This is a genomic window from Pelomonas sp. Root1237 (genome assembly GCF_001425055.1).
Classification (GTDB): domain Bacteria; phylum Pseudomonadota; class Gammaproteobacteria; order Burkholderiales; family Burkholderiaceae_C; genus Pelomonas.
The window spans coordinates 161437-181357 of the sequence record NZ_LMDK01000020.1 but is presented as its reverse complement, the minus strand read 5'-3'; the positions used below and the strand labels follow the sequence as shown (position 1 = coordinate 181357).

General features: G+C 69.0%; 18 protein-coding genes. 9 read left to right on the top strand and 9 right to left on the bottom strand.

Annotated features, from left to right (window positions below; all coding sequences use genetic code 11):
- On the bottom strand, positions 1-1677 hold the full coding sequence (hutU, locus tag ASC91_RS25565; RefSeq protein ID WP_056204038.1) for a urocanate hydratase: 1677 nt from the start codon (positions 1675-1677) through the stop codon (positions 1-3).
- Positions 1678-1744: 67 nt separating this feature from the next.
- Between hutU and hutC the strand changes: the two genes are divergently transcribed.
- From hutC to ASC91_RS30825, 6 genes are all read left to right on the top strand, one after another.
- Positions 1745-2464 carry a histidine utilization repressor gene (gene hutC, locus ASC91_RS25560; RefSeq protein ID WP_056204511.1) on the top strand — a complete coding sequence of 240 codons (720 nt, stop codon included), beginning with the start codon at positions 1745-1747 and terminating at the stop codon, positions 2462-2464.
- A gap of 69 nt (positions 2465-2533) precedes the next feature.
- The gene (locus ASC91_RS25555; protein WP_056204036.1) at positions 2534-3073 is read left to right on the top strand and encodes a HutD family protein; all 540 of its coding nucleotides are present in this window, start codon (positions 2534-2536) and stop codon (positions 3071-3073) included.
- The gene (hutI, locus tag ASC91_RS25550) at positions 3070-4257 is read left to right on the top strand and encodes an imidazolonepropionase (protein WP_056204033.1); all 1188 of its coding nucleotides are present in this window, start codon (positions 3070-3072) and stop codon (positions 4255-4257) included. The genes ASC91_RS25555 and hutI overlap by 4 nt, the downstream gene beginning before the upstream one ends.
- The gene (gene hutG, locus ASC91_RS25545) at positions 4254-5054 is read left to right on the top strand and encodes an N-formylglutamate deformylase (RefSeq protein ID WP_056204031.1); all 801 of its coding nucleotides are present in this window, start codon (positions 4254-4256) and stop codon (positions 5052-5054) included. The genes hutI and hutG overlap by 4 nt, the downstream gene beginning before the upstream one ends.
- Positions 5042-6439 carry a formimidoylglutamate deiminase gene (gene hutF / locus ASC91_RS25540; RefSeq protein WP_056204028.1) on the top strand — a complete coding sequence of 466 codons (1398 nt, stop codon included), beginning with the start codon at positions 5042-5044 and terminating at the stop codon, positions 6437-6439. The genes hutG and hutF overlap by 13 nt, the downstream gene beginning before the upstream one ends.
- Before the next feature lie 150 nt (positions 6440-6589).
- Positions 6590-8143, top strand: a complete 1554-nt coding sequence (locus tag ASC91_RS30825) for a methyl-accepting chemotaxis protein (protein ID WP_056204025.1) — start codon at positions 6590-6592, stop codon at positions 8141-8143.
- Here the strand turns inward: ASC91_RS30825 and ASC91_RS25530 are convergent.
- The 4 genes from ASC91_RS25530 to ASC91_RS25515 form a co-directional block, all read right to left on the bottom strand.
- On the bottom strand, positions 8130-11228 hold the full coding sequence (locus tag ASC91_RS25530; protein WP_056204022.1) for an efflux RND transporter permease subunit: 3099 nt from the start codon (positions 11226-11228) through the stop codon (positions 8130-8132). The two genes, ASC91_RS30825 and ASC91_RS25530, sit on opposite strands and share 14 nt — an antisense overlap.
- 12 nt (positions 11229-11240) lie before the next feature.
- Complete coding sequence (locus ASC91_RS25525; protein WP_056204019.1) at positions 11241-12329, bottom strand: efflux RND transporter periplasmic adaptor subunit; 1089 nt, start codon at positions 12327-12329, stop codon at positions 11241-11243.
- A gap of 5 nt (positions 12330-12334) precedes the next feature.
- Positions 12335-13786 carry an efflux transporter outer membrane subunit gene (locus tag ASC91_RS25520; RefSeq protein ID WP_056204015.1) on the bottom strand — a complete coding sequence of 484 codons (1452 nt, stop codon included), beginning with the start codon at positions 13784-13786 and terminating at the stop codon, positions 12335-12337.
- Between the two features lie 155 nt (positions 13787-13941).
- Positions 13942-14598: a TetR/AcrR family transcriptional regulator gene (locus ASC91_RS25515; RefSeq protein ID WP_082533008.1), complete on the bottom strand. Its 657-nt coding sequence runs from the start codon at positions 14596-14598 to the stop codon at positions 13942-13944.
- Positions 14599-14826: 228 nt separating this feature from the next.
- On the opposite strand from ASC91_RS25515, the gene ASC91_RS25510 reads away from it, so the two are divergent.
- Positions 14827-15318 carry a hypothetical protein gene (locus tag ASC91_RS25510; protein ID WP_157282101.1) on the top strand — a complete coding sequence of 164 codons (492 nt, stop codon included), beginning with the start codon at positions 14827-14829 and terminating at the stop codon, positions 15316-15318.
- A gap of 12 nt (positions 15319-15330) precedes the next feature.
- On the opposite strand, the gene ASC91_RS25505 is transcribed toward ASC91_RS25510, so the two are convergent.
- Together ASC91_RS25505 and ASC91_RS25500 are read right to left on the bottom strand one after the other, a co-directional pair.
- Positions 15331-16362: an asparaginase gene (locus ASC91_RS25505; protein ID WP_056204005.1), complete on the bottom strand. Its 1032-nt coding sequence runs from the start codon at positions 16360-16362 to the stop codon at positions 15331-15333.
- A 32-nt stretch (positions 16363-16394) separates the two neighbouring features.
- Positions 16395-16802: a RidA family protein gene (locus tag ASC91_RS25500; protein WP_056203999.1), complete on the bottom strand. Its 408-nt coding sequence runs from the start codon at positions 16800-16802 to the stop codon at positions 16395-16397.
- Positions 16803-16921: 119 nt separating this feature from the next.
- Here ASC91_RS25500 and ASC91_RS25495 point away from each other — a divergent pair, with 119 nt between their 5' ends.
- A complete protein-coding gene (locus ASC91_RS25495) occupies positions 16922-17830 on the top strand; it encodes a LysR family transcriptional regulator (protein ID WP_056203997.1) in 909 nt (302 codons plus the stop codon).
- Positions 17831-17835: 5 nt separating this feature from the next.
- Here ASC91_RS25495 and ASC91_RS25490 read toward each other — a convergent pair whose 3' ends face one another.
- Positions 17836-18495, bottom strand: a complete 660-nt coding sequence (locus ASC91_RS25490) for an NAD(P)-dependent oxidoreductase (protein WP_056204509.1) — start codon at positions 18493-18495, stop codon at positions 17836-17838.
- A 102-nt stretch (positions 18496-18597) separates the two neighbouring features.
- On the opposite strand from ASC91_RS25490, the gene ASC91_RS25485 reads away from it, so the two are divergent.
- Entirely contained in the window at positions 18598-19518 is a 921-nt protein-coding gene (locus ASC91_RS25485) for a LysR family transcriptional regulator (protein ID WP_056203994.1), read from the top strand.
- Here the strand turns inward: ASC91_RS25485 and ASC91_RS29710 are convergent.
- Positions 19515-19874: a hypothetical protein gene (locus ASC91_RS29710; RefSeq protein WP_157282098.1), complete on the bottom strand. Its 360-nt coding sequence runs from the start codon at positions 19872-19874 to the stop codon at positions 19515-19517. The genes ASC91_RS25485 and ASC91_RS29710 overlap by 4 nt on opposite strands.
- Positions 19875-19921 lie beyond the last annotated feature (47 nt).

Genomic DNA, 19921 nt, shown 5'->3' with positions numbered 1-19921 from the left:
TCACAGGGAAGGCAGGTTCAGTTCGTTCTTCTTCGCGCAGTCGACGGCGGTGTCGTAGCCCGCGTCGGCGTGGCGCATGACGCCGGTGGCCGGGTCGTTCCACAGCACGCGCGAAATGCGCTTCGCGGCCGCGTCGGTGCCATCGCAGACGATGACGACGCCGGAATGCTGCGAGTAGCCCATGCCCACGCCGCCACCGTGGTGCAGCGACACCCAGGTGGCGCCGCCAGCCGTGTTCAGCAGTGCGTTCAGCAACGGCCAGTCGGATACGGCGTCCGAGCCGTCCTTCATGCCTTCGGTCTCGCGGTTGGGGCTGGCGACGGAGCCGCTGTCCAGGTGGTCGCGGCCGATGACGATGGGCGCCTTCAGCTCGCCGCTCTTGACCATCTCGTTGAAGGCCAGGCCCGCGAGGTGGCGCTCGCCCAGCCCCAACCAGCAGATGCGCGCGGGCAGACCCTGGAAGGCGATGCGCTCGGCGGCCATGTCCAGCCAGCGGTGCAGGGCTTCATGCTGGGGAAACAACTCCTTCAGCTTGGCGTCGGTCTTGCGAATGTCCTCGGGGTCGCCCGACAGCGCCACCCAGCGGAACGGGCCTTTGCCCTCGCAGAACAGCGGGCGCACATAGGCGGGCACGAAGCCGGGGAAGTCGAAGGCGTTGGCCACGCCCTGGTCCAGCGCGACCTGGCGGATGTTGTTGCCGTAGTCCACCGTCGGGATGCCCAGTTGCTGGAAGGCCAGCATGCCCTTCACATGGTCGGCGCAGCTCTTGGCGGCAGCGGTCTTCAGTTCGGCGTGCTGTGCCGGATCGGCTGCGGCGGCCTTCCACTGCTCGACGCTCCAGCCGGCCGGCAGATAGCCGTGGATGAGGTCGTGCGCCGAGGTCTGGTCGGTGACCAGATCGGGCCTGACGGCCGTGCCCTGCTTGCAGCGCTCGGCAAGCTGCGGGATCAGCCGCGCCGCGTTGCCCAGCAGCGCGATGGACTTGGCCTCGCCGGCGGCCGTGTACTTGGCGATGCGGTCCAGCGCGTCGTCCAGATCGAAGGCCTGCTCGTCGACATAACGGGTCTTCAGGCGGAAGTCGATGCGCGACTGCTGGCATTCGATGTTCAGCGAGCAAAAGCCCGCGAAGGTGGCGGCCAGCGGCTGGGCGCCGCCCATGCCGCCCAGGCCCGCGGTCAGCACCCAGCGGCCCTTGGCCACGCCGCCGTAATGCTGGCGCGCGGCCTCGGCGAAGGTCTCGTAGGTGCCCTGCACGATGCCCTGGCTGCCGATGTAGATCCAGCTGCCAGCCGTCATCTGGCCGTACATCATCAGGCCCTTGCGATCCAGCTCGTGGAAGTGCTCCCACGTGGCCCAGGCCGGTACGAGGTTGGAGTTGGCCAGCAGCACCCGCGGCGCGTCCGGGTGGGTGCGGAACACGCCGACCGGCTTGCCGGACTGGATCAGCAGCGTCTCGTCGTCGTTGAGTTCGCGCAGCGACTTGCAGATCGCGTCGAACGCCTCCCAGTTGCGCGCCGCCTTGCCGATGCCGCCGTAGACCACCAGCGCGTCCGGGTTCTCGGCCACGGCGGGGTCGAGGTTGTTCTGCAGCATGCGGTAGGCAGCCTCGGTCAGCCAGCTCTTGCAGCTGAGCTGGGTGCCGGTGGGCGCTTTGACAGGGCGGGGCAGGGCTGGCATCGGGTACTCCTGAAAGTGCCGCGAACTCTAGTTGTCTATACAAGTCAAGTCAACTAGGATGGCGCCCATGCCCAGAAGCCCGGCCAGCCCCGAACCCCAGTACCTCAAGGTCAAGAACCATCTGCGCGAAGGCATCGCCAGCAGCCACTGGGTGGCCGGCGATCTGCTGCCCAGCGAAGGCGCTCTTGTCGCCCAGTTCGAAGTCAGCCGCATGACGGTGAACCGGGCGTTGCGCGAGCTGGTGCAGGAAGGGCTGATCGAGCGCGTCCAGGGCGTGGGCAGCTTCGTCGCCCAGCTGCATCGCATCTCGTCGACGCTGAACGTGCGTGACGTGCATGAGGAGATCCTCGAGCGCGGCGGCATGCACGAAGCGCGCGTGCATGCGCTGTTGAAGGGCAAGGCGACGCCGCAGCAGGCGGCCGAGCTCGGCCTCAAGCGTGGTGCGCCCGTCTTCCTCAGCCTCATCGTGCACCTGGAGAACGGCGTGGCCATCCAGTGCGAGGAGCGTGCCGTCAACCCGGCCAGTGCGCCCGACTATCTTTCACAGGATTTCACGCGCATCACGCCGACGCATTACCTGCTGGAGGTGGCGCCGCTGTCCGAAGCGCGCTACATGATCGAGGCGGCCCTGCCCGGAGAGGTCGAAGCCAAGCTGCTCGGCATCAACCGCCGCGCCCCCTGCCTGGTCGTCAAACGCATCACCTACAGCCGTGGTGTTGCCGTAACCAGCGTGAAACTGACCCACCCCGGAGCACGTTACCAATTGCAAGGGAGCTTCGCGGCATGAGCTGCGCCGCACAGAGCTGCGGAAAATGCTCCACTCCCGTGAAGCGGGCTTGAGCGCAAGGAAAAGAACATGAGTTGGAGCAGGGTCAGCGCGGCCGACGTGCAGCCGCAGGCCTGGAAAAACACGGGCGGCACCACGCGCGAGCTGCTCGCCTGGCCGCACGCCCATGACTGGGCAGTCCGCGTCAGCGTGGCGCGCGTCGAGCGTGACGGGCCGTTCTCGGCCTTCCCCGGCGTGCACCGCTGGCTGGCCGTCATCGGCGGCGCGGGCCTGCGCCTGTTCGACTGGCCGCAGAGCATCGGCGACGAGCCGCTGCGTTTCGACGGTGGCCTCGCCCCCGAGGCCGAGCTCATCAAGGGTGAGACCGATGTCTTCAACGTGATGGAGAGGCGCGGCAACCTGGAGGTCGAGTCGGCCCACCATGTGCTGTTGCCCAAGACGCCTTGGGTGGGCCTGTTCACCGTCAACGGCGGCCTGCTCGAGCATGGCCACCGCGCGATGCCGATGGCGCCATTGACGCTGGCCTGGTGTGAGGACCCGGTGGCGCAGAGCTGCGTTTTCACGGGCGAGGGCAATGCCTGGTGGTTGACCTGGGGCCCCGATACATGAAGCTATGGCGCGGCGGGGTTCTTGCGACGCTGGCCGGCGAGCATGGCTGGGGCCTGATCGACGACGGCGCTCTGTTGGTCGAGGACGGCCTGCTGCGCTGGGTCGGCCCGAGCGCCGAGGCTCCTGCGGCCGAGCAGACCATCGAACTGCATGGTGCCCTTGTCACGCCGGGGCTGGTGGACTGCCACACCCATCTCGTCTACGGCGGCAGCCGCGCCAACGAGTTCGAGCAGCGGCTGCATGGCGCGAGCTATGCCGACATCGCCAAGGCTGGTGGCGGCATCCGCTCCACGGTCGCGGCGACACGTGCGGCGAGCGAGGCCGAGCTGTTGGCCGCCGCCCGCAAGCGCGCCCAGGCCCTCATCCGCGAGGGCGTCACAACGCTGGAGGTCAAGTCCGGCTATGGGCTGGACGCCGCCACCGAGGCGCGCATGCTGCGCGTCGCGCGCCAGCTCCAGGGCCTGGGCATCGACGTGCGCACGACCTATCTCGCCGCCCATGCCCTGCCGCCCGAGTTCGCCGATGCCGACGACTACATCGCCGCTGCCTGCCTGTGGCTGCCCGACCTGTATGAGGCCGGCCTCGTCGATGCGGTCGACGCCTTCTGCGAGCACATCGCCTTCAGCCCGGCCCAGGTCGCGCGCGTGTTCGACGCAGCGCAGCGGCTGAACCTGCCGGTCAAGCTGCACGCCGAGCAGCTCAGTGACCAGGGCGGCACCCAGCTCGCGGCCCGTTACCGAGCACTGAGCTGCGACCACCTTGAGTTCCTCAGCCCGGCCGGTGTTCGGGCCATGGCCGAGGCGGGCACCGTCGCGGTGCTGCTGCCCGGCGCCTTCTATGCGTTGCGCGAAACCCAGCTGCCGCCGATTGCCGCGCTGCGCGAGGCCGGCGTGCCCATTGCCATCGCCACCGACCACAACCCTGGCAGCTCGCCGACGCTGTCGCCGCTGCTGATGTTGAACATGGCCTGCGTGCTGTTCCGCCTGACGCCCGAGGAGGCGCTGCGCGGCCTGACCGTCAACGGCGCCCGTGCCTTGGGCCTGACCGACCGCGGTCAGCTCGTGGCTGGCCAGCGCGCCGACTTCTGTGTCTGGGATAGCGCGCACCCCCGCGAGCTGGCAGCATGCTTTGGGCATAACCCGCTGAAAGAACGGGTCTTCCAAGGAAATCAGGGAGGGTCATGAGCGTCTATCGCCTGCAGCAGGGCCGCGCGCCGCTGTTGATCAGCCTGCCGCATGTCGGCACGGAGATTCCGCCCGAGGTGGCCAAGCGCCTGGTAACGCGCGCCCTGGCCAGTGAGGACAGCGACTGGCACCTGGAGCGCCTTTACGGCCCGCTGGCATCAGCGCTGGGCGCCAGCCTCATCGTGCCGCGCTACAGCCGCTACGTCATCGACCTGAACCGGCCGCCGGACGATCAGCCTCTCTATCCCGGCGCTTCGGGAGGCACCGGCCTGGTGCCGACCCGTTTCTTCACCGACGACCCTCTCTACGTCGACGGCACCGAGCCGGACGCCATCGAGATCGCCGCGCGCCGCGAGGCTTATTGGCAGCCGTATCACGAGGCGCTGGCGGCGGAGCTGACACGCCTGCGCGCCGAACACGGCCATGCATTGCTCTTTGACGGCCACAGCATCCGCTCCGAGCTGCCCTGGCTGTTCGAGGGCCGGTTGCCGGCCCTCAACCTCGGTACGGCCGATGGCGCTTCCTGCGCGCCGGCCATCACCGACCGCCTGGCCGCGCTGCTGGCCAGCCAGCGGCAATTCAGCCAGGTCGTCAACGGCCGCTTCAAGGGCGGCTACATCACTCGCCACTATGGCCGCCCGGGCGACGGGGTGCACGCGGTTCAGCTGGAGATGTGCCAGCGTTGCTACATGAACGAGGCAGCGCAGCCCTCGGGTGCCTACGACAACGCCCTGGCGACTGACGTGGCGCCGTTGATCGAAAAGATGTTGAAAGAGATGCTCGCATGGCAGCCTTGAAGCGACTGCACGCCAGCCTGGCCTGGGTGGATGGCCGTTGGCAGCGCGACGTGCTGCTCAGCGTCGATGCGAACGGCCATTGGTCGGAGATTACGGTCAACCTGTCGGCACCGCCAGACGCGGAGAAGCTCGGCGGCCCGGTCATTCCCAGCCTCGTCAATGCCCACAGCCACGCCTTCCAGCGTGCTTTCGTCGGGCTGGCCGAGCGCCGCGACGCCGGGCAGGACGACTTCTGGAGTTGGCGCGACCGCATGTATGCCCTGGCCCTGCGCATCTCGCCCGAGCAGCTGCGCGCGGTCGCCAGCCAGCTCTATGCCGAAATGCTTCGCGGTGGCTACACCCAGGTCTGCGAGTTCCATTACCTGCACCACCCCGCGCAAGGCCAGCACTTCGAAGACGAATTGGCGATGGCCTGGGCCTTGGCCGAGGCGGCCGAGGACGTCGGCATCGGCCTGACGCTGTTACCGGTCGTCTACACGCGCAGCGGCTTCGGTGTGAATGCGTCGAACACGGACCTGAGACCCGACCAGCACCGCTTTGCCGCCGATGCCGACTGGGTCTGGCGCGCCAGCCAGCGCGTCTTGGCCGCCGGCCTGCCGCGCGTGAATGCCGGCGTGGCCTTGCATTCGCTGCGCGGCGCCTCGCCGCGCGACATCGCCCGCCTGCGGGATCTGGCCGGCGCGGCCGACCTGCCCATCCACATCCACGTGGCCGAGCAGACGGCCGAGGTGGCCGACTGCCTCGCTGCGACCGGCCGCCGCCCCATCCAGTGGTTGGCGGACGAGGGTCATCTGGATCCGCGCTGGCAGCTGGTCCATGCCACCCATGCTGAACCGGCCGAGATCGAGTCCGTCGCCCGCAGCGGCGCCGGCATCGTCATCTGCCCCGGCACCGAAGCCAACCTGGGTGACGGCCTGGCCGACCTGCCGCGCTGGCTGGCGGGTGGGGTGCCGCTGACGGTGGGCTCGGACAGCCAGGTCACGCGCGGCTGGGTGGAGGAGCTGCGCTGGCTGGAGTACGGCCAGCGCCTGTCGCTGCGCCAGCGCAATGTCGCGTCCGCGCCCGGCAGCCAGCCGTCCAGCGCGGCCCGGCTCTTCGATGCTGCCGTCCAAGGTGGCGCCCGCGCTGCCGGTTTCGCGGCCTGGGGCCTGACGCCCGGTGCCCGCGCCGACGCCCTGGTGTTGAACCGCGACGCCGATGCGCTGCGTGGCCTGCCCGACGAAGCCTTGCTGGATGCTGTCGTCTTTGGCAGCAACGGCTCGCCCTGGCAGTCGGTCTGGGTGGCCGGCCGGGCCCGGCCGTGGCGGGCCCCCACCCGGGTGGGGGATGCCTTCGAGGCAGCCATGCGTGAGCTGTGGTCGCCTGACGCCACCCCGGGGGCTTGAGCCCCTTGGCGGCCGCCTGACAAAGGACTAGGCTCGCGCCACGACCTCTAATAAATCACGCCGCTGTGATCATTCCTGGGTCGACAGGCTGCGGCTGCGAGGGACGACGGTGCCGCCCGTTGCGGCTTGCGTTCGTGGTGAGGAGTGGCGATGAAGCTCAGCAATTTCACGATCAAGGCGCGGCTCTATGCACTGGCGGGCCTCGCCATCGCGGCGATGCTGGTGATCGGCCTGCACGGGCTGTGGAGCCTGTCGCTGGCCAAGGCGAAGTTCGTTCACTACCTCGACAACGACGTCGAGTCTCTGACTCAACTGGCCCACATACGCGCCGGCGTCGGCAACCTGCGGCGCTACGAGAAGGACTTGCTCATCAACCTTGCGGACGCCAAGGCCGTCGAGCGCTACCGCAAGGAATGGGGCGAAACCTATGAGAAGGTTTCTACCAGTCTGAACAAGGTCGCCAAGCTGGACATCGCGCCCGACGTCAAGCAGATGCCGGCCGAGCTCATCAAGCTGTTGCAGGACTACCGCAGCGGCTTCAACGGCATTGCCGAGCGCGTGGCCAAGGGCGAATTCAGCGACACCGCGGCGGCCAATCAGGCGATGGAGCCGATCAAGGGCACGGTGCGGTCGATGGACAAGTCGCTCGCCGAGATGACCGAGAAGGTCGACAAGCATTCGGCCGAAGAAGTCGCGGTGCTGGACCAGCAGGAGAAGGCCATCCGCATGGACCTGACGCTGGTCATCATTGGCGGTGTGCTGGTCATCGGCACCTACACCTTCTTCAACATCCGCTCCATCCTGGAGCCCCTGGCCCGCGCCATCCTCAGCGCCCAGCGCATTGCCGGTCGTGACCTGAGCCAGCCCGTGCGGGCCGAGGGCCGCGATGAGACCGCCGCGCTGATGCGCGGCGTGCAAGGCATGCAGGACTCGCTGGCCGAGGTTGTCACCGGCGTGCGCAGCAGCACCGACAGCATCGCCACCGCCTCACGCGAGGTGGCCATCGGCAGCCAGGATCTCAGCAACCGCACGGAGCAGGCCGCATCCAACCTGCAGGAGACGGCCTCGGCAATGGAGGAGTTGACGGCCAGCGTCACGCACAACGCCGAATCCGCGCGCCAGGCCAACAAGCTGGCCACGGACGCCGCCGAGGTGGCGCGCCGCGGCGGCGCGGTGGTGGACGAGGTCGTGCAGACCATGGGCCGCATCAGTGCGTCGTCAACCAAGATCGGCGACATCATTTCCGTCATTGATGGCATCGCCTTCCAGACCAATATCCTGGCGCTGAACGCGGCCGTGGAAGCCGCGCGGGCGGGCGAGCAGGGCCGTGGCTTTGCCGTTGTTGCTGGCGAGGTGCGCACGCTGGCCCAGCGCTCGGCCGAGGCCGCCAAGGAGATCAAGGGCTTGATCCTCAGCAGCGGCGAGAGCGTGGACAGCGGCACCGCGCTGGTGGCCCGCGCGGGCCAGACCATGCACGAGATCATTGACGCCATCGCGCGGGTCAGCTCCATCGTGTCAGAGATCAGCCTCGCCACCGGCGAACAGAGCACCGGCATCGGCCAGATCGGCCAGGCCATCGCCAGCCTCGACCAGATGACGCAGCAAAACGCCGCGCTTGTCGAAGAATCCGCCGCGGCGGCCGCCAGCCTGCAGCAGCAGGCCGACGACTTATCTCAATCAGTGGCCGTGTTCAAGCTGAGCTGACGGCGCCTTCTTTTCCTTCCGGCTGCGCCTTTTTCTTTCGGCTGACGCGCTGAATGAAGTCGTCCACCACTTCGTAGAGCACCGGAATCACCAGCAGGCTCAGGAAGGTGCTGGTGATCAGCCCGCCGATGACGACGATGGCCATCGGCGCGCGAAAGCTTGGGTCGGTGCCGAAGCCCAGCGCGATGGGCATCATGCCTGCGCCCATGGCCAGCGTCGTCATGACGATGGGCCGGGCGCGCTTGTGGCAGGCATCCAGCAGCGCCTCCAGGCGCGTCAGCCCCTGCTCGCGCTGGGCGACGATGGCGTATTCCACCAGCAGGATGGAGTTCTTGGTCGCGATGCCCATCAGCATGATCATGCCGATCATGGCCGGCATCGACAGGTCGGTGCCGGTCACGAACAGCGCCAGGATGGCGCCCGGGATGGACAGCACCAGCGCACCCAGGATGGTCACCGGCTGCACCCAGGCATGGAAGAGCAGCACCAGCACGATGTAGATGCAGGCCACGCCCGTGCCCATGGCCAGCGCAAAGCCCTGGCCCAGTTCGGCAAAGGCCTCGGCGTCACCGATCTCGGCCTTGCTCACGCCCGGTGGCAGGTTGGCGATGCTGGGCAGGGCCGCGGCGGCCGCCTGCACTTCGCTGAGCGGCATGCCGTTCAATTCGATCTCGAAGTTGACGTTGCGCAGGCGGTCGAAGCGGTCGATCTGGGCCGGCCCGCTGGTCAGCGTCAGTTCGGCCACCTGCTGCAGCGGCACCGGGCCGTGTGTGCCGGGCACCGTCAGCTGGCCGAGCAGGGCCAGGTCGGCGCGCGCCGCGTCGGGCAGGCGCACGACGATGGGCACCTGGCGCTGGCTGAGGTTGAGCTTGGGCAGGAACTGGTCGTAGTCGCCGGCCGTGGCGATGCGCAGCGTGTCGGCAATCGCCGCGGTGGACACGCCCAGGTCGGCCGCGCGCGCCGCGTCGGGGCGCACGATGAGCTCGGGGCGTTGCAGGCTGGAGCTGCTCGTCACCTGGCCGATGCCGGGCAGGGCGCGCAGCTCCTTCTCAACCTTGGCCGCGTGGGCAGCCAGCGCGTCGCCGTCTTCGCCGGCCAGCACGAGCTGGTATTTGTCGTTGGAGCCGCCGAAGGTCACCTTGATGCGGGCGCCGGCGATGTTCTCCAGCTTCTCGCGCAGTTCGCGCTCGATCTGTTGCTTGCTGATGCCGCGGCGCTCGTGGCGTGGCGTCAGATTCAGCGTGAGGGTCGCCTTGCGGACCTCGGCCGCACCGCTCATGGCGAACGGGTCGCCGCCGGCGCTGCCGCCGCCGACGGCCGTGTAGACCAACTTGACCTGCTTGTGCGCAGCGGCGGCAGCGCGCGCCTGTTCGGCGATTGCCGCCGTCTGCTCATAGGTGCTGCCGGGCGGCAGCTCGATGCTGATCTGCGTCTGGCTGAGGTCGTCCGGCGGGATGAAGGCGCCGGGGATGGCGCCCATGAACAGCGGCGTGCAGGCGGCCACGCCGAAGACCGCGGCGATGGCCAGGGTCTTGCCCTTGTGCGTGAAGGCCCAGCGTGCCCAGCCCAGATAGGTCGCCATCCAGAACGGTTCCTTGTGCTGCTTCTTGGGTGCCTTCAGGATGTAGGCGGCCATCATCGGCGTCAGCATGCGGGCGACGACGAGGGAGAAGAACACGGCGATGGAAGCCGTCCAGCCGAACTGCACGAAGAACTTGCCGACCACGCCACTCATGAAGGCGGTGGGCAGGAAGACGGCGATCAGCGTGAAGGTCGTGGCGATGACGGCGAGGCCGATCTCGTCGGCCGCCTCGCGGGCGGCTTCCAGCGGCGTCTTGCCCATGGTCAGGTGGCGCATGATGTTCTCGATCTCGACGATGGCGTCGTCCACCAGCACGCCGATGACGAGGGACAGCGACAGCAGCGTCACGACATTGAGCGTGAAGCCCATCCAGTACATGATGAGGAAGGCCGGGATCGCCGACAGCGGCAGGGCCACGGCGCTCACAAACGTGGCGCGCCAGTCGCGCAGGAACAGGAAGACGACCAGCACGGCCAGCGCCGCGCCTTCCAGCAGCAGCTTCATGCTGCCGTCGTAGTTCTCGATGACGGGGTCGACGAAGTTGAAGGCCTCGGTGACGGTGATGTCGGGGTGGGCGGCCTTGAGTTCTTCCAGCGCGGCGCGGATGCGCTCGGCCACGTCGACCTCACCGGCCCCCTTGGCGCGCACGATCTCGAAGCCGACGACGGACTTGCCGTTCAGGAAGGCGCCGGCGCGTTTCTCGCCCAGGGTGTCGGTCACGGCCGCGACTTGGTCCAGCCGCACGTGGCGGCCGTCCGGCAGCGGGATGCTCAGCGCGGCCAGCTCGGCGGCCGTCTGCACGGTCGCGATGGTGCGCAGCGACTGCTCGGAGCCGCCCAGCGTCGCACGGCCGCCGGGAGCCTCCTGCTGCACCTGCTTCAACTGGCGCGACACATCGGCGGCGCTGACGCGCAGGGCCAGCAGGCGGCTGGGGTCGATCTCCACGCGCAGCTCGCGGCTGACGCCACCGACGCGGGCCACCGAGCCCACGCCGCGCACCGACAGCATGCGCTTGGTCACCTGGTTGTCGACGAACCAGGACAGGGCCTCGTCGTCCATGCGGTTGCTCGAGACCGTGTAGGTCAGGATGGGCATGCCCGACAGATTCATCTTGGTGATGACCGGGTCGCGCAAATCGGCCGGCAGGTCGGCGCGCACCTTGGCGACGGCGTCGCGGGTGTCGTCCAGGGCTTCCTGCAGCGGCTTCTCGAGGCGGTACTCGACGGTGACGGTGGCGATGCCGTCCTGCACCTTGGTGTAGATGTGCTTGACGCCCTGGGCCGTGGCGACCGAGTTCTCGATCTTGCGGGCAACCTCGGTTTCCATCTGCGCGGGTGCTGCGCCTGGCAGCGAGGCGCTGACGACGATGGTGGGCAGCTCGATGTCGGGGAACTGCTGGATCTTCATCTGCTTGAAGCCGTAGAGGCCGGCCGCCGTCAGCATGATGAAGAACATGATGGCCGGCACCGGGTTGGCGATGGACCAGCGGGAGACGTTGAACATGGTGGCGTCTCCTTACTGCGCCACGCGAACCGTGTCACCGTCTGCGAGGAAGCCCACGCCAGACTCGACGACGGCCGCTCCTGCGGCGAGACCTGACTTGACCTCGACGCGGTTGCCCTCGCGGCGGCCGAGCTGCACCTTCTGCTCGCGCACCTTGCTGCCGTCGAGGCGGAAGACATAGCTGAAGCCATCGCGCAGCAGCACCGCCGTCTGCGGCAGCGTCAGTCCCTGGCTCTCGCCGAGCACGAAGTCGCCGCGGGCGAACAGGCCAGCACGCAAAGCCTCGCCGGCCTTCAGGTCCACATAGACCAGGCCGTTGCGGGTCTGCGGGTCGATCTGCGGCGCGACGCGGCGGACGCGGCCTTCCACGGCCTGAGCGCCGCTGGGCTGCACACGCACCGTCTGGCCGACCTTGAGCTGGGCCAGCTCGGCGCCGGGCACCTCGGCCCGCCATTCCAGGCGGCCCTGGCGTTGCAGGCGGAACAGTTCCTGGCCCGGCTGCACCAGGGCGCCGGGCGTGGCGATGCGGGCGTTGATGACGCCGTCGTCGGGCGCCGTGATCTGCGTGTACGACAGGCGCAACTGGTCGGCCTGCACCCGCGCCTTGGCCGCAGCCACGCGGGCCTGCGCGGCCGCGTCGGCTGCCAGGGCCTGGTCGATGGACTGGGGCGACAGCGCCTCGCTGCCCTGCAGCGTCTTCACGCGCTCGGCGGTCTGATGCGCCTCACGGGCCGAGGCCTCGGCCTCCAGCAGCGCAGCCTTGCTGGCGGCGAGATCCGTCTCCAGCGTGCCGGGGCTCAAGCGGGCCAGCAACTGGCCCTTCTTGACGCGGTCGCCCACGTCGACCAGGAGCGCAGCCAGGCGCTGGCCGCCGATCTCGGCGCCGATGACGACCTCCTGCCAGGCGGCGATGGAGCCGGTGCCGGCGAGGGTCTGAGGCCAGGTGCCGGCCTGGGCGACGACGCGCTTGACGGTCAGCGCCGCCTTGGGCGCCGCGCTGGCGGCGTCGGCGGCGAAGGCGGGGCTGGACAGGGCGGCGACAAAGGCCGCCGCAAGGGCGACGGTGAGTGCGGTGGTCAGGAAAGGAATGCGGATCTTCATGGCGTTCAGCGCGCGGAGGCGGTGTTCGTGTTCGTCGTGGGGGCGTCGGCGGTCCAGCCGCCACCCAGGCTGCGGTAAAGGCGGATCCAGGCCAGCGCGTGCTCGGCGCGCACGCTGAGCACGGCGTCGTAGGCGACCAGCGCGTTGCGGAAAGTGGTGTTGCGCTGCACGCCGCTCTGCAGGCCGGCCTGGGCCTGGGAGAAGGAACGCAGGGCGATGCCCTCCCATTCACGCTTGACGGCATCGATCTCGCGCTCGCGCTCGGCGCCGGCGGCCACGCGTTGCAGGGCCTCCTCCACCTCGGCGACGGCCGTCTGCCAACGGGCTTGCAGGGCCGCAGCAGCTTCGTCGGCGGCGGCCTGGGCGCCTTCGGCACGGGCCTTGCGCTGGCCGCCGTCAAACAGCGGCAGGCTCAGGGACGGGCCGACGGCCCACATCGAAGCGCTGCTGCTGGCACCGCCGACGCGCAGCCGCGACTCGCCGGCCAGGGCGCCGAGGCTGAGCTGCGGCCAGCGCTGGGCCTCGACGCTGCGCTGCTGCTGGGTGGCGGCCAGCCAGCGCTGGTGGGCGGCGGCGACGTCGGGGCGCTGGGCCAGCAACTGGGCGGGCAGGGCGCTGACGTCAAAGCCCGGCGCCTTGGGCTGGCTGCGGCGCAGCTCGAACTTTTCGTCGGCGATGGCCGACGGCGCCAGCTCCTTGGCCAGGGCCTGGGCCTGCTCGCCGCACAGCAGGGCCAGGCTCTGCAGCGCGATCTGGGCCTCGGCCCGCCACTGGCTGCGAGCGGCGGAGGCCGCGGCGCGTTCGGTGTTCAGGATGGCCGCGTCGCTGGCGCTCATCAGGCCGGCCTTCTGCTGCTCGCGCGCCCAGCCGGCAATCTGTTCGGCAAACCGGGTGTCCAGCGCCGTGGATTCCTCGTGGCCCTGGGCCAGGCGCAGTTGCACATAGGCCTGGGCCACGTCCGCGGCCAGGCTGACGCGTGCGGCATGCCAGTCCGACGTCGCGGCCTGGGCCTGCAGGTTCTCGGCCGCCGCGGCGGCGCGCTGGCCGCCGAAGAGGTCGATCTCCCAGCTCGCGTTGAACTGGGCGCTGCCCTGGCTGCTGATGCCGGGGACGGCGTTGAGGTTGCGACCGCGCTGGGCCTGGGCATTGGCCGTCAGCTGCGGCAGCAGGGCGGCACGGGCCTGGGTGGCGCTGGCCTCGGCCTGGCGGCGGCGGGCGGCGGCCTGGGCCAGCGTCGGGCTGCCGCTCTCGGCGCGCTCGATGAGGCGGGCCAGCTGCGGGTCCTCGAAGGCCGCCCACCATTGGGTCAGTGCCGCCGTACTGCCGCCGTGGGGCAGCGGCGAGCGCCAGGCGGCGGGGATGGCCGTGGCGGCCGGCGGCGTCGCGGTGGGCGCCGTCATGCAGGCGCTCAGCAGGGCCAGCAGAGGGGCGGCGAGGATTTTTCTTGGGGGGATCATTTCAGTTGTCCATTGCGTGTTCGCGGTACCTGAAGAGGGGGTATTCCGGGCCGAGCGCTGGGCCGCTCCCGAGCCGGCCCGCGCTGGCGATGTGCTCGCGGCTCAACGCCGCGGGCATCGCCGTCCCCACGGGGGACCGGTCAGACGCACCGCGTTCAGCGGTGTGCGGCTGGACGAGGGGCTTCATGTTTGGCGCGTTCGTAGGCGACCAGGGCGCAGCCCCAGTTGGCGAGGCGGGCGCAGGTGTGCTCGAGCAGGGGGTCGTCGGCCAGCAGTTCGGGGTGGAAGGCGTCCAGCATGGGTCGGGTCATGGAGTAGTCGTGAGCCATGGCCTGCAGGCCCATGGCGAGCTGGTGGATGGCGGCCGTCGGCTCGTCCAGGCCGGCGTGGCGGGCCAGCAGGCGGGCGAAGCGGTCGAAGATGGGCCCGACTTCCTGCGCCACCGTCTGCATGAAGATCGGGCTGGGCGCCTGCATCTCGCGGAAGAACATCTGGGCGCTGCAGGCGCCATCGTCGAACAGGAACGGCTGCAGGAAGCGGCGGATGGCCTCGTGCAGGTCCAGCCCCGGGTCATCGAAACCGGTGAGCTGTTGCTGCAACTCTTGCACCGGCAGGCGCAGCACCTCGCGGTAGAGACCGTCCTTGTCAACGAAGTGATAGTGGATGGCACCCGGGTTGACGCCCGCGGCGGCGCAGATCTCCCGCGTCGGCACGGCGTCGAAGCCGCGTTCGCCGAACAGGCGCATGGCCTCCCGCAGCAGGCGCTCGCGCGGCGGCAAGGGTGCGGACGAGGGGGGATTCACAGCACGCATGGGGCTGGACTGTAAAGCCAACCAAGCGCTTGCTTGGTCGCGTTTTGTATCGTTTCTTATCGACTGGCGACTGACGGCGCGCCAAGCAAGGCATCAGATGGGCTCCGCCGGCAGGGGGTGCTTCCGGCACGGGAACGGTCTTTGCCGGCCTGCACAGGCGGCGTCGGCCGCGCCGCGCTGCCAGGTGATGGCAGCGTGAACCGCTTCATCAACCTTGGAGAGTTCATCATGAGCAGGAAATTCAACCCCTTGTCGACGACCGTTGCGCTGGCGACGGCCGCCCTGGTGATTGGTGTCGCCGGCTGCGCGTCCACGCGCTCCAGCGATGAAACCGCCGGCCTGTCGCGCGACGCCGATACGGCCCCGACCCTGGCCGAGGCCACGCCCACCAATCCGCTGGACACGACGAGCCAGCCCAATCCGGTGGACACGACAACGACAGTAGCGATGCCCGCCGAGACCCCGGCTCCTGCGGCGCCTGTGGCCAGCATCGAGCCGCAGCCTGCCACGACAACGACCAGCGAGGCCTCGCCACCGATCTCGCCGGCGACGGATGTCAGCGCCGCACCGCCCATGCCGGCTCAGACGCAGCCCAGCACGCCTGCCTACCCAAGCAGCACCGACACCACGACGTCGAGCACGACCACGACGACCACGACCGACACATCGACCAGCAGCAACGCCGATCAGGCGCTGGCACCGCGCCGCGACCGCCACTGAGGCGGAACGTGCTTAGGGTGCGAGCGCTTGGGTGAGCGCTTGCGCCGGCCTCAGCGAGCCGACATCGATGCCGCGCCAGTTGCGCAATTGCAAGTGGCTGTAGCTGCGTAACAGCTCGTCTTCGATCTTCAGCAGGCCTTGGGCGACCGCGGCAAAAGCCGCTTCGGCCGCGCGGGCGGCCCCGTCGTCGATCTTCAGCGCGATGCCCAGGCCCAGTTCCGGCAGCGCCGCGCAGTAGACGCCCTCGGCGCCGATCTTGCAGAAGACGCGCTCGCCGAAGGCCTGCATGACGCGGGTGTCGAAGCGGTCCGTGCCGCCCACCATGAAGGGCGCTATCGCAGCGGCCTGGCGCAGCCTGCGCGCGGCCCGGGCGTTCGCGTCGGACAGTCCCTGGCCGGTGCCACAACGCGCGAAGGCCAGCGCCAATGAACGCAGTGGCAGCGCAAAGGTCGGGATGGAGCAGCCGTCGATGCCGCGCGGTGCTTGCTCGACGTCCACGCCCGTTGCGGCTGACAAGGCGGAAGACACCTCGCGCATCACGGGATGTTCAGCCGCGACATAGCCGCGCGCGAATTCGGCCGGCTCGGCGCCACCATTGCGCGCCATCAGGCAAGCCACGCAGACAAAGCCGCTGTGCTTGCCCGAGCAGTTGTTGTGCAGCGGCGTCGCGACCTCGCCGCGCGTCGCCATGCCGCGCAGCACCGGCTCGCGGCTGGGCCATTGCGTGCCGCATTCCAGCGCGTCGGCCGTCAGCCCCAACTTGGCCAGCACGCCGGCGGCCGTCGCCACATGCTCGGGCTCGCCGCTGTGCGAAGCGCAGGCCAGGGCCAATTCTTCATTTGTCAGGCCGAAGGTCTCGGCCGCGCCGCTGGCCACCAGCGGCAGGGCCTGCAGCAGCTTGACCGCCGAGCGCGGGAAGATGGGCCGGTCGATATCGCCCAGGGCCGTGTGCACGGCGCCCGAGGCGTCGACGATGGCCAGGGCGCCGGCATGGCGGGACTCGACGGTGCTGCCGCGCAGGACTTCGATGAGGACGGGGTTCATGGGCCGCTCGGACGGTAGGCAAAGGCGCAAGCCTAAACCGCCTGCGCAGCCTCCGGCAGCTTGGCCACCACCTTGATCTCGAACTTGAAGCCGTACAGCCAGGTCACGCCGATGCCAGTCAGCGTGGGGTAGGGCGCCTCACCCCAATACTCGGGCACGATGGCCCAGATCTTCTCGAAGTTGGCCTCGGGGTCGACGATGTAGACGGTCACGTCTTGCACGTCCGCGAAGCTGCAGCCGGCAGCGGCGAGCACCGCGTTGAGGTTGTCAAAAGCCAGCCGCACCTGAGTCTCGAGGTCGGGTTCGGGTGAACCATCGGGCCGGCTGCCCACCTGGCCCGACACGAACAGCAGGCCGTTGGCGCGCACCGCCGGCGAATAGCGGTTGTGCTCGTACAGGGCCTGGCGGCCGGCGGGGAAGACGACGTCGCGTCGGGTCATGGCAATCTCCGTAAGAAAACGATGACTGCACTCTAGGCAACGGCTCTCTTTCGAGCTAGACGCTGCGGCGGACACCACTGTTTTGCCGCATTGGACAATCGCGACCCAAGGAGGGCGCGATGGACCGCTTCGATGCCATGCAGGCGTTCGTGCGAGTGGTGGAGGCGGGCAGCTTCACCAAGGCGGCCGATGCGCTGCAGCTCAGCCGCACGCGGGTGACCCAGCTGGTGCAGGAGCTGGAGGCGCGGCTGCGCGTGCGCTTGCTGAACCGCAGCACGCGGCGCGTGCAAGCCACCGCCGACGGTGCCGCCTACTACGCACAGGCGGTGCGCCTGTTGGCCGAGCTGGACGAGGTGGAGAGCAGCCTCGCCGGCGCGTCGGGCGTGCCGCGCGGGCGCCTGCGTGTCGACGTGCCCAGCCCGCTGGCGCGGCTGGTGCTGGTGCCGGCCCTGCCGGGCTTTCACGCGCGCTACCCGGAGCTGGAATTGGAGCTTGGCGTCAGCGACCGCTTCGTGGATTTGATAGGCGACAACGTGGACTGCGTCGTGCGTGGCGGCGAGCTGGCCGACCCCTCGCTCGTGGCGCGCCGTGTCGGCGAGCTGCAACTCGGCGTGTTTGCGGCACCGGCGTACCTGGCGCGCGCCGGCGTGCCATCCCACCCGCGCGAGCTGGAGGGCACGCATCACCGTGTCGTGGGCTATCGCGGCGCTCGCGCCGGCCGCCCGCTGATGTACGCGATGACGCGCGGCGACGAGACCGTGGAAGTCGCCGGCCGAGCCACGCTGACGGTGGACGACGGCAATGCCTACCTCGCCGCCGGGCTGGCCGGCATCGGCCTGCTCTGGTTGCCGCGCTACATGGCCGATGCGCACGTCGCCGCCGGTGAGTTGCGGCCCGTCTTCGAGGACTGGCGCCTCGCGCCAATGCCGCTGTACCTGGCCTACCGGCCCAACCCCCATGTCAGCGCGCGGCTGCGGGTCTTCATCGATTGGGTCGTCGCGCTGCTGGCGCGGCAACTGCCACGCTGACGGCCTCAGAGCGGCGCGGCGACGGTGAAGCGCGCGCGCAGATGGCGCGGCTGCTCGATCTCGTCGGCGATGGCCACGGCCAGGTCGGCCACCGTGATGCCGGCGGGGGCGTCACCCGCCATCAGCAACTGCTCGCCGCCGACGCGGTACTTGCCGCTGCGCTCGCCCGGGGCCAGCAGGGCCGGCGGGCTCAGCAAGGTCCAGTCCAGCTGGGTGTTGCCGCGCAGGGCGGTCAGGTGGTCGCGCGCCGCACGGGCGCCGGGGACGATGTTGGCCGGCACATGGCTGGCGAAGTCCGGCGTGTCCACCAGCTGCACGCCGGGCGCGACGAACAGGCTGCCTGCGCCGCCGATGACGAGCAAGCGCTTGACGCCGCTGGCTTCCACGCCCTGCGTGATGGCGGTCGCGCCGCGCAGGAACTTGTCGTAGAGCTCGGCCTCATTCCAGCCCGGGTTGAAGGCCGACACGACGGCGTCATGGTCGCGCACGGTGGCCGCCACGGCCTTGGCGTCGTAAGCGTCGCCAACGACGGCGGTCAGCCCCGGGCGCGCTTCCAGCTTGGCGGGGTCGCGCACGAGGGCGGTGACCTGGTGGCCGCGTTGCAGCAGCTCGGCGAGGACGGCAGTGCCAACGAATCCAGTGGCGCCGATGAGAGCGATGTTCATGAGGTTCTCCAAAGGATTGAAAGCGATGGATGAACGATATGGGCTTCACGATCCGGCGATAAGACGGTAAAAATCGCCAAGACCTTGAAGTGGTGCTTAAGGATGGACGAGCTCAAGCCCTTTGCCGTATTTGCCGAAACGGTCGCCGCCGGCTCCATGAGCGCGGCCGGGCGGCGTCTGGGCATGAGCGCTTCGGCTGTCAGCCAGACGCTGCGCACGCTGGAGCGCCAGATGGGCGTCACGTTGCTGCACCGCTCGACACGCAAGCTCGCGCTGACCGAGGCCGGCGAGCGCTGCTACCCGCATTGCCTGCGCCTCGTCGAGGCGGCTCGCGCGGCGGCCGAATCGCTGGCCCAGGCGCGCGATGCGCCCAGCGGTGAGTTGCGCGTCGCCGCACCGGTGGGCTTTGCGGCCCATATCGCCCAGGCCCTGGCGCCGGTGCTGGCCCAGTCGCCTCAGCTGCGGCTGCGCCTGCTGGTGGACGACGCCATGATCGACCTCATCGACGCCCGCATCGACATCGCGGTGCGCGTCGGCCAGCTCGCCGATTCCAACTGGCTGGCGCGGCCACTGTGCGAGGTCGAGATGGTGCTGTGCGCCGCGCCCGCCTATGTCGAGCGCCATGGACAACCTGCGACGCCCGCCGATCTGCCCGGTTTAGACTGGCTGGCCTGGGCCGCCGAGACGCAGGACGCCGGCGACGCCGCGCCGGCCATTGCCCTGCTGCTGCACGGCGCCAGTGGCGAAAGCCAGCGTCTGCAGGTGCCCGTGCGCATCGCCAGCAACAACCACGTGGCCCTGCGGCAGATGTGCGAGCAGGGTCTGGGGATCGCCCGCCTTGGCTATGCGGACGTGCTGGCCCAGCTATCCCGCGGCACCTTGGTGCGCCTGCTGCCGCAATGGCGCTTCATGCCGATGCCGGTGGTGGCCGTCACGCCTAAGCGCGAGGGCGAGCCGGCCAAGGTGAGGGTGGCGATCGAGGCGTTGAAGCGGTATTTCGCGACGCTGCTTACCTGTCCCTAAATGAATTTCAAGAATGAAATTGCCATCAAGATGATGGAACAAAGCAAGGCGCCACCAAGAAAGATGGATACCGATTGCCAGAGGTTGTATTTCTCAAGCAGAAATCCTGGAATCAGATGAGGGCTCTCTTTGGCGGCGGCCAAAATGGCGTCACGACTCTTTGGAAGCGGCTTACCAATCGCACTCATGTGGTCATGCAGTGCCTTGGCACTTTTCTCCATTGGCAAGCTGCATAGATATTGAACGATCGCCCCGCAGATGAACCAATGTTTGGCGAAGGCCGCTAAAGGGGTTTGAACGGCCGCATAGAACGCAAATGCCAATAGAAAAAAAGTAGCGAATCCAGCCAGGGTCACGTTCGTAGAGCCTATCTTCACTGGATATCTCGCGCTGTAGAGGGCTG

Coding starts and splice junctions, on each gene's coding strand:
- hutG (WP_056204031.1), top strand. CDS start 4,254: ATGAGCGTCTATCGCCTGCAGCAGGGCCGCGCGCCGCTGTTGATCAGC.
- hutI (WP_056204033.1), top strand. CDS start 3,070: ATGAAGCTATGGCGCGGCGGGGTTCTTGCGACGCTGGCCGGCGAGCAT.
- ASC91_RS25530 (WP_056204022.1), bottom strand. CDS start 11,228: ATGTTCAACGTCTCCCGCTGGTCCATCGCCAACCCGGTGCCGGCCATC.
- ASC91_RS25510 (WP_157282101.1), top strand. CDS start 14,827: ATGAGCAGGAAATTCAACCCCTTGTCGACGACCGTTGCGCTGGCGACG.
- ASC91_RS25490 (WP_056204509.1), bottom strand. CDS start 18,495: ATGAACATCGCTCTCATCGGCGCCACTGGATTCGTTGGCACTGCCGTC.
- hutF (WP_056204028.1), top strand. CDS start 5,042: ATGGCAGCCTTGAAGCGACTGCACGCCAGCCTGGCCTGGGTGGATGGC.
- ASC91_RS25520 (WP_056204015.1), bottom strand. CDS start 13,786: ATGATCCCCCCAAGAAAAATCCTCGCCGCCCCTCTGCTGGCCCTGCTG.
- ASC91_RS25500 (WP_056203999.1), bottom strand. CDS start 16,802: ATGACCCGACGCGACGTCGTCTTCCCCGCCGGCCGCCAGGCCCTGTAC.
- ASC91_RS25515 (WP_082533008.1), bottom strand. CDS start 14,598: ATGCGTGCTGTGAATCCCCCCTCGTCCGCACCCTTGCCGCCGCGCGAG.
- hutC (WP_056204511.1), top strand. CDS start 1,745: ATGCCCAGAAGCCCGGCCAGCCCCGAACCCCAGTACCTCAAGGTCAAG.
- ASC91_RS25505 (WP_056204005.1), bottom strand. CDS start 16,362: ATGAACCCCGTCCTCATCGAAGTCCTGCGCGGCAGCACCGTCGAGTCC.
- ASC91_RS25525 (WP_056204019.1), bottom strand. CDS start 12,329: ATGAAGATCCGCATTCCTTTCCTGACCACCGCACTCACCGTCGCCCTT.
- hutU (WP_056204038.1), bottom strand. CDS start 1,677: ATGCCAGCCCTGCCCCGCCCTGTCAAAGCGCCCACCGGCACCCAGCTC.
- ASC91_RS30825 (WP_056204025.1), top strand. CDS start 6,590: ATGAAGCTCAGCAATTTCACGATCAAGGCGCGGCTCTATGCACTGGCG.
- ASC91_RS25485 (WP_056203994.1), top strand. CDS start 18,598: ATGGACGAGCTCAAGCCCTTTGCCGTATTTGCCGAAACGGTCGCCGCC.
- ASC91_RS25555 (WP_056204036.1), top strand. CDS start 2,534: ATGAGTTGGAGCAGGGTCAGCGCGGCCGACGTGCAGCCGCAGGCCTGG.
- ASC91_RS25495 (WP_056203997.1), top strand. CDS start 16,922: ATGGACCGCTTCGATGCCATGCAGGCGTTCGTGCGAGTGGTGGAGGCG.